The sequence below is a fragment of the Oceanospirillum sp. genome (genome assembly GCF_982874595.1).
Map to the genome: position 1 here is coordinate 21,653 of NZ_CEYNZH010000030.1, position 16,020 is coordinate 37,672.

General features: G+C 51.8%; 11 protein-coding genes and 1 pseudogene. 8 read left to right on the forward strand and 4 right to left on the reverse strand.

Annotated elements, in window-relative coordinates; translation table 11 throughout:
* Positions 1-11: 11 nt before the first annotated feature.
* The gene (hrpB, locus tag AC4GL5_RS12500; RefSeq protein ID WP_490383123.1) at positions 12-2,732 is read right to left on the reverse strand and encodes an ATP-dependent helicase HrpB; all 2,721 of its coding nucleotides are present in this window, start codon (positions 2,730-2,732) and stop codon (positions 12-14) included.
* 142 nt (positions 2,733-2,874) lie between these two features.
* Here hrpB and AC4GL5_RS12505 point away from each other — a divergent pair, with 142 nt between their 5' ends.
* From AC4GL5_RS12505 to AC4GL5_RS12515, 3 genes are all read left to right on the forward strand, one after another.
* Positions 2,875-3,129 (forward strand): DUF2442 domain-containing protein, encoded by a 255-nt coding sequence (locus tag AC4GL5_RS12505; RefSeq protein WP_490383124.1) that lies wholly within the window; start codon positions 2,875-2,877, stop codon positions 3,127-3,129.
* A 315-nt stretch (positions 3,130-3,444) separates the two neighbouring features.
* Positions 3,445-4,155 carry a phospholipase D family protein gene (locus AC4GL5_RS12510; protein ID WP_490383125.1) on the forward strand — a complete coding sequence of 237 codons (711 nt, stop codon included), beginning with the start codon at positions 3,445-3,447 and terminating at the stop codon, positions 4,153-4,155.
* Positions 4,156-4,312: 157 nt separating this feature from the next.
* Positions 4,313-5,254, forward strand: a complete 942-nt coding sequence (locus AC4GL5_RS12515) for a class I SAM-dependent methyltransferase (protein WP_490383126.1) — start codon at positions 4,313-4,315, stop codon at positions 5,252-5,254.
* Positions 5,255-5,347: 93 nt separating this feature from the next.
* On the opposite strand, the gene AC4GL5_RS12520 is transcribed toward AC4GL5_RS12515, so the two are convergent.
* Both AC4GL5_RS12520 and AC4GL5_RS12525 read right to left on the reverse strand, forming a co-directional pair.
* Positions 5,348-6,649: an alpha/beta fold hydrolase gene (locus AC4GL5_RS12520; protein ID WP_490383127.1), complete on the reverse strand. Its 1,302-nt coding sequence runs from the start codon at positions 6,647-6,649 to the stop codon at positions 5,348-5,350.
* A 131-nt stretch (positions 6,650-6,780) separates the two neighbouring features.
* Entirely contained in the window at positions 6,781-7,674 is an 894-nt protein-coding gene (locus tag AC4GL5_RS12525; protein WP_490383128.1) for an Rpn family recombination-promoting nuclease/putative transposase, read from the reverse strand.
* Positions 7,675-7,918: 244 nt separating this feature from the next.
* Between AC4GL5_RS12525 and AC4GL5_RS12530 the strand changes: the two genes are divergently transcribed.
* Positions 7,919-9,244, forward strand: coding sequence for a Na+/H+ antiporter NhaC family protein (locus AC4GL5_RS12530; protein ID WP_490383129.1), 1,326 nt, complete (start codon positions 7,919-7,921; stop codon positions 9,242-9,244).
* Positions 9,245-9,474: 230 nt separating this feature from the next.
* On the forward strand, positions 9,475-10,905 hold the full coding sequence (locus AC4GL5_RS12535) for a coniferyl aldehyde dehydrogenase (protein WP_490383130.1): 1,431 nt from the start codon (positions 9,475-9,477) through the stop codon (positions 10,903-10,905).
* Positions 10,906-11,038: 133 nt separating this feature from the next.
* On the opposite strand, the gene AC4GL5_RS12540 is transcribed toward AC4GL5_RS12535, so the two are convergent.
* On the reverse strand, positions 11,039-11,938 hold the full coding sequence (locus AC4GL5_RS12540) for a LysR family transcriptional regulator (RefSeq protein WP_490383131.1): 900 nt from the start codon (positions 11,936-11,938) through the stop codon (positions 11,039-11,041).
* Between the two features lie 142 nt (positions 11,939-12,080).
* On the opposite strand from AC4GL5_RS12540, the gene hutH reads away from it, so the two are divergent.
* The 3 genes and pseudogenes from hutH to AC4GL5_RS12555 all read left to right on the forward strand — a co-directional run.
* Positions 12,081-13,592 (forward strand): histidine ammonia-lyase, encoded by a 1,512-nt coding sequence (gene hutH, locus AC4GL5_RS12545; RefSeq protein WP_490383132.1) that lies wholly within the window; start codon positions 12,081-12,083, stop codon positions 13,590-13,592.
* 27 nt (positions 13,593-13,619) lie between these two features.
* On the forward strand, positions 13,620-15,632 hold the full coding sequence (gene hutU, locus AC4GL5_RS12550; RefSeq protein ID WP_490383133.1) for a urocanate hydratase: 2,013 nt from the start codon (positions 13,620-13,622) through the stop codon (positions 15,630-15,632).
* Between the two features lie 79 nt (positions 15,633-15,711).
* A pseudogene (locus AC4GL5_RS12555) lies at positions 15,712-16,020 on the forward strand (imidazolonepropionase); the annotation flags it as partial.

Sequence of the window (16,020 nt, forward strand, 5' to 3'; positions counted from 1 at the left end):
CCCCAGTGTTCCTACTGTCCCAGCGCCCGTTTGGTTTTGTGGGTGGCTTCTGCGGTTAACGGATCTTCCGGCCACGGATGCTTGGGATAGCGCCCTCGCATCTCCTTACGTACTTCCGGATACACCTCCCGCCAGAAAGTCGCGAGGTTTGAGGTGACAGCCAAGGGGCGACCTGCGGGAGAAAGCAGGTGAATACTCACTGGAACACCCGCAATAGCCGGGACATTCTCAGTGCCGAACATCTCCTGCAGTTTGGTGCTGACGGTGGGCGGGTTCTGGCTGTAATCGATCTTTACCGTGCGGCCAGAGGCGACTTTTAGCCCGTCCGGTGCCAGATTATCCAGTGCCTGCTGTTGCGGCCAGCTGAGCAGGCTTTTCAGCATCTCGCCCACCGGCAGCTGCTGCCACTGGCGCTGATTATTCACCCCGCTCAGAAATGGCACCAGCCAATCCTCTGCAGAATCCAACAAACCCTGATCGGACAGATCCGGCCATTCATCCTTGCCCTGATCTCCACTATTCTGGCGCAAAAACTCAATGCGCTGGCGCAACCGGATATCCGCCTCCTGCCAGGGTAGGGCATCAATCCCCTGTTGCTGCAGGCGCAGAATACCCGCCTGATTCAGTGCGGCCTGATCCGGTTTATCACCCTGTTTCTCATCCAGCACCAGTTGCCCAAGACGGATTTGTACGCTGTTAATCAGCCGATCCCCCCGCCAGTGACAAAACGGCTGCTGCAGGATCTGATCGGATAAGTGAGTGGTTACTGTTTTTTTATCCAGTATCAGCCAAAGAGTCAGGGTTTCCCGACTGTCCTGACTGAAAGAGCGGGCGTGCAGGGCGATCACAAACTCCGGTTGCTGATGGCTTTTCAGCTGCGCCTGTCGGCCATTGCTCAGTTTGTAGATACCGGCATCACCGTTGTTTGATGTGGTTTGTTTCGAGCTGCTTTGAGACTGTTTCATACCTACCTTGTCAGGATAAGCATGACACAGGCCTTCAATCATCAGATCGGTAAAGGTGGCGTTCTGCAGCTGAGTTATCAGGCTGGCGGCAGGCTTCTGGGCTGCACTTAACAGCGATAGTAAGTCTTTACTGTTTTTATATACAGTATTCGTGTTTGTGGCATTGCCTTTAGGCTGTTTGATCAGCTGCTTGCTTTCTTTCAGCAGGCGAAGCGCCCCCTGTTCGATGCGTTTACACAGAGCTTTATGACCCGCATCACGGGACTGAATCAGTTGCTCGCAGGCGGCTAACAGCTCGTTCTCCGGCAGGTGTGCGCCTTCCTGCAGCAGACTGAAGATAAAGGCACTGGCCGCCAGCTGATCGGCATTAAGCGTATTGGCGTTCTGATCTGCCGCTTTTAGCAGGCTGAGCCAGCCGCGCCCCAGGTGTGCCGACAGCACCAGCTCACGGGAGGCTTGCCCGAATTCCGTCAGCTGCAGACTGCCGCCGCCCTGAGCGGTTTGCACCAGCTTAAGCTGTTGCAGGCGGGAGAGGGCGCTTTGCCAGCGCGCTTTGGGCGGCGGTGTCACCCAATCAAACTCCTGCGGATCATCCGACCCCCACTGAATCAGCTGCAGGGCCAGCTCCGACAGATCCTGCCGGTTGATCTCCGGCTCCGGTTGGGCAGAGAGTGCACCCTGCTGATCTTCACTCCAGCAGCGAAACGCCGTACCTGCCTGAGTACGACCGGCTCGACCTGCACGCTGTTTTGCCTCGGCGCGGGTCACGGATCGGGTGTGCAGGCGCACCACACCGGCTTCTTTATCAAAACGGGCCTCACGGGCAAGACCGGAATCCACCACTAAGGTGATGCCGTCGATGGTCAGACTGGTCTCGGCAATGGCCGTCGCCAGAATGCAGCGGCGCATACCGTTTTGCGCCGGAGCGATGGCCGCCTGCTGTTCCGCCAGTTTCTGCTGACCGTGCAGCTGGCGCAGATCAATACCGGCTTGCTGGCAGCGGGCTGAAAGGGCTTCCGTCACTCGATTGATCTCACCAACACCGGGCAGAAAACAGAGGATATCTCCATCTTGTTCTTTGTGAGAGGCGTCAATGACCTCTAAGCAGGTCTCAATCGTCGCCTGTACCCGCTCGCAGACCGGTACGCTGGTGCGGTTGTAGCGGTATTCCAGCGGGAAGGTGCGCCCCTCGCAGAAGAGAATCGGCACCTGTAACGCGGCTTCCAGCGCCTCCTGAGCCAGTGTAGCCGACATCACCAGCAAGCCCGCCGGATCCTCATCCCGATAGAGCAGATTCATCTGACGGCACAGCGCCAGAATCAGATCGCTGTCTACGGTGCGCTCGTGAAACTCATCCAGAATCACCAGGCTTACGCCCTCTAAGGTCGGGTCGTTCTGCAACATCCGCAGCAGCACACCGGACGTCACCAGCTCCAGTCGGGTATTGCGGCTCACCTTATGATCGCCCTTTACCCGATAACCGATGCTGTCACCGACCGATTCCCCGATCAGCCCCGCCATATAAGACGCCGCAGCCTGCGCCGCCACCCGACGGGGCGCGGTCATAATGATCTTTCCGTTCTGGAAGTCAGGGTGCTGCATCAGCGCGATAGGCAGGCGGGTGGTCTTACCGGCACCCGGTTCCGCCGACAGCAACGCCAGCTCCTGAGCGTGCAGCTGAGCGACCAGCTCCGGCACCTGCGCCAGAATCGGCAGGTCGGTTTCAGTGGATGACGGGTGGTTAGCGGATGAAGCAGGGGATGTCATGGGTAAAGCACCGGTAGCAAGCGTGAAAAACAGGGGCTAAGGATAACGGGAAAGGGCTTTGATTGGGATAGCTAAGGGTTTGGCAGGGCTGGGGATTTAACCGATACTGGGGGAATTAAGGTCAGTCTGATGGGAGAGCAATATGCTGCACGTTACATCGGCTAAGTATTTATCCGGTTATAAAATTTGGGTTGCCTTTGATGATGACACCTCCGGTGAGGTTGATCTGGAAGGTGTGCTCAAAGGTTCGGTGTTTGAGCCCCTCAAAGATATCGGTACGTTTCAGCAGTTGGCGGTTGATCCTGAGCTGGAAACTGTTGTCTGGCCGAATGGAGCAGACTTAGCGCCGGAGTTTCTGAAAGAGCTTCAGTTAAAACAGAGCCAAGCGGTTCAGTAATCTTCTTTTCTCTCCTTTTTAATCGAAGCCGGGTAGCCTGCTATCCGACTTTTTGTTTGTGTACTCAAGAAGTTGTATTCGATAGACTCCAATATTAGTGAACTAAGGAATGCAGACATTATGTCTGCAAAATAAACGCAGATGCGTTAGGCAAGGATGCGGCCTGATCTGAAGATGGAACTCTCCTCTCAAATTCAAAGCCTCCCTGCACAGCTTTTGGTATCGGATACCAAAGCCTTCTGCATCTGAACCTTGTGTTCTGACTTAACTCTGCTTTTATCCGCTGATAATTGCCAAGAAAGGGAGCTTCATGTAATGGCTAAGTTTCTAAATACCACCGCCACTAATTATTACCTCGAAGAGCTGATCAAAAATGCCTCCGAGCGCCTGATCCTGATAAGTCCTTTCCTCAAACTGAATGACCGCATCAAAGAGTTATTAGAGGACAAAAACCGGCTGAAAATTGATGTTCGTATTGTTTATGGCAAAAGCGAGCTTCAACCCAACGAAATCAGCTGGCTGAATGATCTGACCTTTATCCGCACCAGTTTCTGCAAGAACCTGCACGCTAAGTGCTACATGAATGAGACCGACTGCATCATCACCAGTCTGAATCTGTATGAGTTCAGTCAGGTGAATAACAACGAGATGGGGATTTACCTGTCCCGTGACGAAGACGTGGAAATGTACCGTGATGCCTATGAAGAGGCGCAGCGGATTATTCGCGTTAGTGATGAGGTACGCATCACCATGCAGAAAGTGGGCAAGGAAGGAGACGTTAAAGCCAAGCAAGTAAAAGGCAAAGCGGATAACCCTACCGGCAAACTCACCTCTTCTAAGCTTGCAGCTAAGTTAAAAATGAAAACACCAGAGCTGATTGAGAAACTGGTTGCCGAAGGTTATGTGGAAGAGAAAGAAGGCAAACAAAACCTGACGCAGAAAGGCGTAAGTGCGGGTGGTGAGGCCAAAACCGGTAAATATGGCGACTTCTTTATTTGGCCGGAAAGTATGTCCCTGAGCGCTTAAGTTTCTTAGGAGTACATGCTTGCGGTATGAATCAAGAACAGCGCCCTTTGGCGCTGTTTCTATTTCTACCCAGCAAAGCACCTTCACCATAAATTTAGCCTCCCGCTGCTATTGCCTGTAAAATACCGCGCCTTGCTTTAACAGCCCTGAAGGTACTATGGAAACTCACGCGCTCACTACTTTAGAAAATATCCTGCACGCTGCTTTGTCAGCCCCACCCACCGAAGTTCGTCGTTTATTTCACGGCCGTGGTCGCTGTTACGAGGGGCTGGAACAGCTGACGGTTGACTGGCTGCAGGGGCAGGTGCTGGTGTGTCTGTTTAAGGAGCCTTCTGAGGAGTTTCTGACAGAGCTTCAGGCGCTGCTGACCCGCTGGACAGAAAGCGATCTCTGGCAGAACAGTGGTGCAACGTCACTGTTGCTGCAGCACAGGGCGCGGGAAGGTGTGCCTATGGAGCTGCTGTGGGGCACGCACAAGGAACAGCAGGATGTGACAGAAAGCGGCCTTAAATACCGGCTGGATCTGGGCGGTAAGCAGAACAACGGTCTGTTTTTTGATATGCGTCTGGGGCGTGACTGGGTGCGGGCGCAGGCCGGTCAGAAACGGGTATTAAATCTGTTTTCATACACCTGTGGTTTCTCTGTAGCCGCGATAGCAGGCGGTGCGGATCATGTGGTGAATCTTGATATGGCCAAAGCAGCATTAAACCGTGGGCGGGAAAACCACCGTTTAAACGGCCATGATCTGAAAAACGTCACCTTTATGGGGCATGACCTGTTTAAGTCCTGGGGTAAGGTGCGTAAGTATGGCCCTTATGATCTGGTGATTATTGATCCGCCCAGCTTTCAGAAGGGCAGCTTTGCCCTGACCAAAGATTACCAGAAAATTCTGCGCCGTTTGCCGGAGCTGCTTACCGAGTCCGGTCAGGTGCTGGCCTGTGTTAATGATCCGGCGGTTACCTCACAATTTCTGATTGAGGGGATGGCGGAAGAGTCCCCTGAGGTGACCTTCGATTACCGGTTGGATAATCCGCCGGAGTTCCCGGATATTGACCCTGAAGGCGGCTTAAAAGCGCTGGTGTTCAGCCATAAAGCCTAAGCTCATATCATCCTCCCCCTGAATAGCCATCCGGCTGGTTTCGGCTGACTATTCAGGGACACGGCTGCTGTGTTGGTTTGGGGCAGGATAGGGTCACTGACTTCGGGAAAGAACCCGCCGTGCCAGTGGTTCTACCACCTTGGAACCGTGGGCGCGGATACCATCATGTTGCCATTCCGGATGTAGCCACACATTGGCGCCGTTAATCGCAGCGGCGGTTTTCAGGGATTCATCCCTGTCCACGTAATAATCCTGCTCGTAGACAATACACTCCACCGGTACGGTGTTCTTTGCCAGTTGCTTAAGGTCGTACAGTTTCGGCCAGTCATCTTTCGCAGCCAGTAAATCGGCCACGGCTTTAAAGCCGTGTAGCTGGCCGTAATCCTCCAGCATATCCGGGCGCACGGTTTCACCATAAAAGCTCACGCCAAGTTGCGCTTCACCGGTTGGGGATTCTGATTCATTCAGGAGGCGAGCCGGATCAAACCCACCATGACGCTGCATTGCGCCTGCTGCCGCCCAGTTGCTGGCGGTTTGCTCGCAATAGATCGCCTCGTGCAGCAGCACATAAAGGGGGTTGGTCTCGTAACTGGCCTGCTGACGGATAGGCTCAATAAAGCCATAGCGCAGCTGAGACTCACCGGAACCCGCGACAAAGGGGTTGTCCAGCAGAGCGTGAACCGTGGAGAAGCCGGACGTCGTGCCCAGCAACATGCCCAGATCAAGGAAGCGGCGGGCGGTCATCACGCCATCCCGTCCCAGTGGGTAAGGGGAGGCTTCAAGCAGCTCGACAATACGTTTTACCTTGGCGATATCTTCCGGATAGGCGCGGTAATAGGTCTGACTGCGTTGGTAGACGGTGTTCACCAGCAGATCATAGGTCGAAGGAGCATCTGCCGTTAGCATCGGCGGCAGACCACCGCAGATCATCACCCCCGCCAGAGCTTCCGGTTGCACGCTCAGGTAATGACAGCTGATAAAACCACCAAAACTTTGTCCCAGGAGATACCACCTGGCTCCGCCAAACTCCCGGGCGCGCAGCTGCTCCAGATCCCGCACGATATTGTCTGCCCGAAACTGACTGATATAGGCCAGCTGATCTTCGGGATCGGGCAGAGATTCGCACAGTTCCGGGCCGATACCGTGACTGCGACCTGTACCGCGCTGATCCATCAGTACCACCCGGAAATGATCCAGCATAAAGTCCAGCCAGGGAATGCTGTAGGGATCTTTCGGCGCTTCAAAACCGGGGCCGCCCTGCAAAAAAACACATATCGGTGCGTTGGGATGACGGGTGATTTCACGGGCAAAAAGGTTGATCTGCTGGCCTTCCGGCTGGCTGTAATCCAGAGGAACACTAAGATTAATATCCCGGATGGTAAAAAGATTAGGCATGGAATGTCCTTGCTGTCGGTGGTCTGACGGTTTCGGCAAAAATGCTGACTGATGGTTAGCGGGTAGCTTAAACGAAATACGCCCATCATCGGAGGATGATGGGCGTATCAGGGGAATATTGTCTGAAATGGTTAAGCTGAAAAGAGTTCTTCTAAGTTACTGGCCGTTAGAATCTTGCTTACCCAGAGATCCAGTTGTTGTTTGTCCGCGCAATCCAATTTTGACTCCACCCATTCAGGGCAGCTACCGAACTTAAGCTCGATCAGTTTGTGCAGAGTTTGAGCTTCCCCGGCTTTTAATCCCTCTTCTTTGGCGTAACGCATTTGGCTGGCTTCATCTTTTAGAGCTCGTTCACGCACAAAAGCAAGACGACGTGCTTCGTCGTCGTCGCTCAGGCGGCGGATATGTCCGCTAACCTGTTTGACTGCTTCATTGGTAATTGACGCCATACGGGACTCCTCCTGCCAGTGCTCAAACAGGGTGATCCAGTCTTTGAGGTTCTGGTCACCTAAGCCTAAGCGGTCAGCTTTTTTCATCTCTATCAGATTCAGTTGTAAATCATTGCCGAGTTTAACATCGGGTTGTTGTTCATCTCTCAACTCAAAGCGCCAGACGGCCTGATTTTGTTGGGCAGTATCCGCAGTGTAAAGGTCAAAATCCAGTAAGTGGATACCAATCACCGCATTGAGCTCTGTGTAATCGTCTCCAGCGGATAGCTGATCTGTCAGCATTTTAGCCAGATAGTAAGCGCTTCTCTTACCCCATTCATTATAGCGACGAACCTGCATCTCAATATTATAACGGTTTCCATCGCTATCCTGTGCCAGAACATCAAGAACGATGCTTTTACCTGTCATCTCTTCTGGGGTGATGGTGGGGTTGAGAATTTCGACTTCGGCGATTGCGGGAAGATCGGGTCTGAGATCGTTAATCAGATGCACCAGAGCATCAGGGTGCTCGGTAAAAATGCGTTTGAAGATATAGTCATTCTTAGGGTCGAGCAATGATTGGTTTGATTTTGTCATATCGGATTCCTTTCTTTGTCGGAATGTTCATCCTGAACAGTAACAATCAATAACCATTCTCAGATTAGGTCTATCTTTCAGGTGAGGCAACACGAAATTTTTTATAGCTAAATTGAATAAAAGTCATGAACTAAACGGTTATTTGGCAATAAGAAAAGATTATTAGTCATTTAAAACATGATCCGTATAATGCGCTGCCTTGATGGTAAGTCACCCTGTTAATTCACTGAGTTGTGAGTTTGAAATGAAAAATAATTCTGTTGTGCAGCCTTCCGCACTGGCCCTTGTGCCTATGCTGCTGTTTTTGTCGCTGTTTATCGGTAGCGGCCTGTATTACCAGTCCATCGGAACGGATTTCGCCTTCTATCAGATCTCGGCTCCGGTAGCGATTCTGCCAGCTATCGTGCTGGGTCTGTTGCTGGCTAAAGGTGCGCTCAATGACCGCATCGAAACCTTTATTAAGGGTGTGGGTGATAACACCATTATCACCATGGTACTGATCTACCTGCTGGCGGGTGCTTTTGCATCGGTTGCCAAAGCTGTTGGCGGTGTTGATGCCACGGTTAACTTCGGACTGAGTGTGATTCCGCCCTCTCTGGTACTGCCGGGGCTTTTTGTTATCTCGGCGTTTGTGGCAACTTCCATGGGTACCTCCATGGGTACGATTGCCGCGATTGCACCGATTGCGATGGGCCTGACGGAGGCGACCGATCTGCCACTGCTGCTGACCATCGGTACGGTGATCGGTGGTGCGATGTTCGGTGATAACCTGTCCATCATCTCGGATACCACCATTGCAGCGACCCGTACTCAGGGTTGTGAGATGAAAGACAAATTCCGCCTGAACCTGAAAATCGCGCTGCCTGCAGCGGCTCTGACACTGATCTGGTTGTTTGTGCAGGGAAGTGGTGCTCAGGTTGAAGCGCCGGGGGATTACCGCTTTATTCAGGTGCTGCCATATCTGGCCGTTCTGATTCTAGCGGTTAGCGGTCTGAATGTGATGCTGGTGCTGTTCACCGGTATCATTCTAGCCGGTGGTATCGGTCTGGTGCAGATGGATGAGTTCACCCTGGCGACGCTGTCCAAAGAGATCTATGCCGGTTACACCGGTATGCAGGAGATTATGATTCTGTCCCTGTTTATTGGTGGTCTGGGCGCGCTGATGAAGTCTCAGGGTGGTCTGGAGTGGATCGGTAAGCAGATCGACCGTATCAGCAACAAGGGTGACGGCCACAACCCACGTGCCGGTGAAGTGAGTATTGGTGCCTCTGTGGTGTTGACCAACCTGTGTACTGCGAACAACACCGTTGCCATCATTATTGCCGGTAGTCTGGCGAAAGATATCGCCACCCGCTATGGCGTAGACCCTCGTCGCAGCGCGAGTCTGATGGATATCTTCTCCTGTGTGGTACAGGGCATTATCCCTTACGGCGCGCAGATGCTGCTGGCGGCTTCTATCGCAGGCATCTCACCGCTGGAGCTGGTAACAGCGGTTCAGTACTGCTGGTTGCTGGGTGCGATGGCGATTGTGTCGATTGTGCTGGGCTTTCCAAAGGCGAAAACCGCTTAAGCGCTGGTTTATAGCTCCGACTTTACGGCCCTGACTTTAAGAGCTCTGATTTCAAAAGCTGAAATTCGACGGCTCTCTGGCCTGAGAGCTAAAAAGAGGCTCTGATCGATGAAAGGTGATCAGAGCCTTTTTTATGGCTGGAATTTAGAAGAAACTGTGTTTTCCTAGAGTAACAATAATAAATATCGAGGGATGGCTGGAGTTCACCGGCCGGTACCGGGAGTTATAAAATGAACACCTCTTTCACAGAACAACTGCATCCGGAGCTGGCTACCGCCCAGGATCTGCAGCGGGCGGCATTTCGGAAGCACGGGCAGGAGAGCTATCAGCAGCGCCGAGAGCATCTGACCAATCTTAAGCGCCTGCTGCTGGAGAATCGCGAGCAGATCGTTGAGGCGATCAACAAGGATTACGGCAACCGCTCCTATCATGAAACCATGATCGCTGAGATTATCACGGTGGCAGACGATATCAATCACACCCTGAAAAGCCTGAAAAAGTGGATGAAGGTTCAGCGCCGTAAGATCGATTTTATGCTCTATCCGGGGGCGAAGAATCGCGTGATCCCTCAGGCGGTGGGTGTGGTTGGTCTGATTATTCCCTGGAACTTCCCTCTGAACCTGAGCTTTTCCGGCCTGTCCGCAGCCTTTGCCGCCGGTAATCGCGCCATGGTGAAGATGTCGGAGAACTCTATCCATCTGAGTGAACTGCTGATCCAGCTGGTGCCGAACTATTTTCCGGCGGACAAGCTGCAGTTTTTCACTGAGACCGGCAGTGTGGGTATCGCCTTCTCAAAATTGCCCTTTGATCATCTGATGTTTACCGGTTCCGGCCAGACCGGCCGTAAAGTGATGGCCGCTGCCGCAGAACATCTGACGCCGGTAACTCTGGAGCTGGGTGGTAAGTCTCCGGCAGTGATCGATCCTGAATATCCGCTGGCGAAGGCCGTTGAGCGCCTGATGTTTGTGAAGCAGTTTAACGCGGGTCAGATCTGCACCACGGTGGATTATGTTTTTGTTCATGAACAGCAGTTAAATGCTTTTATTGCCGAGGTGCAGCGTTGGGTTAACCATCATTGCGCCAATATTCACAGCAGGGATTACACCTCTGTCATTGATGATCGTGCTTTTCAGCGTTTGCTGGAAACACTGGATGATGCCCGCGAGAAGGGCGCAGAGGTAATCAACCTGACCGGGCAGGAGCCCGATGCCGCCAGTCGTAAGCTGCCACTGACGCTGGTACTGAATTCAACGGATGAGATGATCATCGACCAGCGGGAAACCTTCGGCCCGATCCTGATGGTGAAAACCTATACCGATCCGCAGCAAGTGATCGATTACGTCAATGATCGGGATCGTCCTCTGGCGCTCTATCCCTTCAGCTACAACAAGTCGCTGGTAAACCGCTATATCAGCAATATCCTCTCCGGTGGGGTATCCGTGAACGATGCGCTCTTCCATGTGGGCCAGCATGATCTGCCTTTCGGCGGTATCGGCGGCAGCGGTATGGGGCATTATCACGGTTACGAGGGCTTTCTGACCTTCTCCAAACTTCGCCCTGTCTTCTATCAGGCACCCTTTTCCGGCATGAAATTCCTGATGCCGCCTTACGGTAAAACTGCGGATCGTATGCTGGGACTGATTGCGAAGCTCAAACTATAGACTCTGTTACGGAGCATGGATGGCTCCGCACGACAGTAAAATACGATTGATGCAGTAAAGAAACTGCTGGGTCTCATGCTCGCTGGTGGCTACGAGGGCTCAGCAGGTTCTGCTTATGATCAACAGGTACTGGCTACGGGTTGCTATGACAGCGTTTTAATTCACTGATCAGCTCTTTGATGAGCGGTGTTAAAACCGCATTCTTCAGCGTTATCAGCATCACAGGGATCTCGTAATGATACCGTTCTGGCAAAATCGCTTTTAGCTGACCCTTTTCGACCCATTGGTTCGCATAATGCTCTGGCAGATAACCGATAAACCGGCCGGACAGCACCATATGTGCAATGCCCTGATCATGATAAGCCGTGGCGGTATTCTGATAATTTAACCCGTCATTTCGGGTTTCTTTATCCCTCTGATAGTGGCTGGAAACAATTTCAGCCTCCTGTAGCAAGGCTTCACGGTGATCATCATCGCAATCAAACAACGGATGCTCTGAAGAGCAATACAGGTAGTTCACTTCGTCCTGTAACGGGTAGTAGTCCAGCCCACGAATATGATGACGGCTCACACCCAGCCCCACCATAGAACGCCCGCTGATAACCGATGTTTCAACTTCCCTTGCTTCACACACGTTGATTTCAAACTGAATGGAATCGCTTTTATCTCTGAGTGCTGCGATCGCTTTTGAGATTCCACAGCGCGGATCGTTAACCAGATTATCAATGGTGGCGATGGTGACACGGCCTGTCAGTTCGTTTTTGGAGCTGGCAACAGTCGCTGCAAAGGCTTCGCACTGTCTGAGCAGTTCGAGACTGGCCTGATAGGTGATACGTCCGGGTTCTGTTATCTCAAAACCGCTTCGTCCGCGCTTGCATAATGTCAGGCCGAGCCGGATCTCAAGGTCAGACAGATGGGAGCTGATGGTTGATCGACCGATGTTTAACCTTGATTCCGCTGCCGATAAACCGCCGGATTCAACAATAGCGACAAAGATTCTTAAGAGTTTTAGGTCGACATCATGGATCTGCATATAAGAATTTCTCCGCTGCGATGCAGCCCTCATCTTTTGTTCGATAAATCCGGAATAACGCCCGGATATTCTTTATCTATAAAACTTAAGTTGCAAGATATAGTTCTCCCAGAAGCTAGATTTTCACCGGAGAACTATAAAAATGACATTTAAATACGGGATAGATACCCTCACTGTTGAACTGGTTAACGACATCGCCAATGGCTCTGTTGAAACGGAGCTTTGTCAGGAAGCAAAAGACAAAATCAACACCAGCCGGAAAAATGTTGAGCACATGGCCAGCTCAGATTCTGCGGTATATGGCATCAATACCGGTTTTGGCCCTCTGTGTGATACCCAGATCTCTCCTGCTGAGACCAATCTGCTACAAAAAAACCTGCTGATCACCCATGCGGTTGGCGTAGGTAATCCCATCAACAAGTCCATCTCTAAGCTGATGCTGATTACCAAAATCCACGCGCTAAGCCAGGGATTTTCGGGTATTCGTCTTGAAGTCGTTGAGAGAATGCTCAAATTTTTAGAGCTGGATCTGATTCCTGTCGTACCAGAGCAGGGGTCAGTGGGGGCTTCAGGAGATTTAGCACCACTTTCGCATCTGTTTTTACCGTTAATCGGTGAAGGTGAGTTCTGGCAGGGGGCAGAAACAGTACCGGCGATCTCTCTGTTAAAAGCGCATAACTTAGCGCCTATGGAGCTTGAAGCTAAAGAAGGGCTGGCGCTGATTAACGGCACTCAATTTATCCTGTCTCATGCCATTACCGCACTGGTCAAAATGCGCTACCTGCTGGATTTAGCCGACTTAGCAGGCGCTATGAGCATTGAAGGTATGCAGGGAAGTTCTTCACCGTTCAGAGCAGAACTGCATCAGACCCGACCCTTTCCGGGCTGCGTAGAAGTTGCTGCCAGAATGCGGGGCTTTTTTGACGGTTCGCAGAATATGGCATCGCATACCAACTGTGACCGAGTACAGGACCCGTACTCACTGCGCTGTATTCCTCAGGTGCATGGTGCATCCCGAAATGCCTACAAACATCTGAAAGAGTTAGCTGAGATTGAAATGAACTCAGTGACAGATAACCCCATTGTGATCAGTCAGGAAGAAGCTATTTCCGGTGGTAGCTTCCACGGTCAACCTTTGGCGATGGCACTGGATTATGTGTCTATCGCGGCGGCTGAGCTGGGCAATATTGCCGATCGTCGTTGTTATTTACTGCTTGAAGGCATGCACGGTCTGCCAAGAATGTTAACCGAATCCGGTGGTTTAAACTCTGGTCTGATGATTCCTCAATATGCCACCGCCGCTTTAGTCACTGAAAACAAATCACTCTGTTTCCCGCCATCAGCAGACAGCGTGCCGACATCAATGGGGCAGGAAGATCATGTCTCTATGGGCAGTATTTCAGGTCGTAAACTCAATCAGATCCTGGGCAATCTGGACAAAATTCTGGCCATTGAGCTGATGTATGCCGCCCAGGCGATCGATTTCAGACGCCCGAATACCTGCTCAGAGAAAATCGAGCACAACTATCAGATTATCCGTAGCAAAGTCGCCAAGTTAGAAGAAGACAGACTGCTAAAACCTGATATCGACGCCATTATCGAGCTGGTTCAGACACAGGCATTCTGTGTTGATTCGCCAGTAAAACACGCTTAAACGGGAAACATAACGGAGACGCTTAGAATGAATGATATCCATCTTTTTCAACAAACGATTAAGCAAGGCATCCCTGCGAGTTTACCCGATGCAAAGCCGTACCCGGAAAACGCCAACCGGGCACCGAAACGAAAAGATATTTTAAGTCCGGAAGAAAAACAGCTGGCGGTGCGCAATGCGCTACGTTACTTCCCGAAAGAGTGGCACGCAGAGCTGGCGCCTGAGTTCGCGAAAGAGCTGAACGACTATGGCCGGATCTATATGTACCGCTTCAAGCCTGAGCACTCCTTAAAAGCGCGCTCAATCGAGGATTATCCGGCTAAGTGCCAGCAGGCCGCTGCGATCATGCTGATGATCGACAATAACTTGGATCCGGCGGTGGCTCAGCACCCGGAAGAACTGATCACCTATGGTGGCAATGGCGCGGTATTCCAGAACTGGGCTCAGTATCTGCTGACGATGAAGTATCTGAGTGAGATGGAAGCGGATCAGACGCTGCACATGTATTCCGGACACCCGATGGGTCTGTTCCCTTCTTCTGAAGAGGCACCAAGAGTCGTTGTGACGAACGGCATGATGATCCCGAACTACTCCAAACCGGATGACTGGGAAAAATTCAATGCTCTGGGTGTGACCCAGTACGGACAGATGACCGCCGGATCCTTTATGTACATTGGTCCGCAGGGCATTGTTCACGGAACAACCATTACGGTGATGAATGCCTTCCGTAAAGTTCTGAATAAAGGCGAAAGCCCGAAAGGTAAGATCTTCCTAACCGCAGGTCTGGGCGGTATGAGTGGTGCTCAGCCTAAAGCGGGCAACATTGCTAACTGTATTACTGTTTGTGCAGAGGTGAACCCTAAAGCGGCGATCAAACGCCATGAACAGGGCTGGGTAGACGAGCTGGTTGATAATATGCCGGATCTGGTTGCCCGCGTTCGCAAAGCACAGGACAACGAAGAGGTTGTCTCCATCGCCTTCATCGGTAACGTCGTCGACGTCTGGGAAAGCTTCCTGGCTGAAGATATCTTCGTTCATTTAGGTTCTGACCAGACCTCGCTGCATAACCCCTGGTCCGGTGGTTACTATCCGATAGGTATCAGCTACGAAGAATCTAACCGTCTGATTCGTGAAGAGCCGGAAGTCTTTAAAGAAAAAGTACAGGCTACTCTGAAACGCCACGCCGATGCGGTCAATAAGCATACGGCTAAGGGCACCTATTTCTTCGATTACGGTAATGCCTTCCTGCTTGAAGCATCGCGTGCAGGCGGTGATGTGATGGCTGAAAACGGTATCGACTTCAAATATCCCTCTTATGTTCAGGATATTCTGGGGCCTATGTGTTTTGACTATGGTTTTGGTCCCTTCCGCTGGGTTTGTACGTCAGGGAATCCGGATGATTTGGATAAAACCGATGCGATTGCCGCCAAGGTGCTGGAACGCATCATGAGGGATTCTCCGGAGGAGATTCAGCAGCAGATGCAGGACAACATCACCTGGATCAGGGATGCGAAACAGAACAAACTCGTGGTTGGCTCACAGGCTCGTATCCTCTATGCCGATGCACAGGGCCGGGCAGAAATTGCCAAAGCCTTTAATGATGCCATCAACGCCGGTGAGATTGGCCCTGTGGTATTAGGCCGTGATCATCACGATGTCAGTGGTACTGACTCCCCATACCGTGAAACGTCAAATATCTATGATGGTAGCCGTTTTACCGCGGATATGGCGATTCATAACGTGATTGGCGATGGCTTCCGGGGGGCAACCTGGGTATCGATTCACAATGGTGGTGGTGTTGGCTGGGGTGAAGTGATCAACGGCGGCTTTGGTATGCTGCTGGATGGCTCTGAGGCCGCTGAGCGTCGTCTTAAAAATATGCTGTTCTTTGACGTAAACAACGGCATCGCACGACGCAGCTGGGCACGGAATACAGAAGCTAATTTCGCCATTAAACGTGAAATGGAACGCACGCCTAAACTGAAAGTTACTCTGGCAAATCAGGTTGATGATGACCTGCTGGAAGGCCTGAACTTCTAACCTTTTGATTGCCTGTACCAGAATGCCATCCGTTTAACGGATGGCATTCAAATTATCGCGATAAGAAAGAGAGTGCCTCATGACAAGATCGGATACCGTGATGAATCAGAACAAGGCTGATGCTCATCGCTGTGACCTTCTAATACACAACGTGTCTTTGGCGACTATGGATTACGGTACGCCAGACTCAGCATCACCCTATGGTCAGTTAGAGGATGGTGTGTTGGCTGTCACTGCTGGGCGTATCAGTTGGGTCGGAGCAGCAGCAGAAGCTCCTGAGTTTGAAGCGACTGAGCGGTTTGACGGACAGAGAGGCTGGCTAACACCGGGTCTGATCGATTGCCATACGCATCTGGTGTTCGCCGGCGATCGCGCCGACGAATTCGAA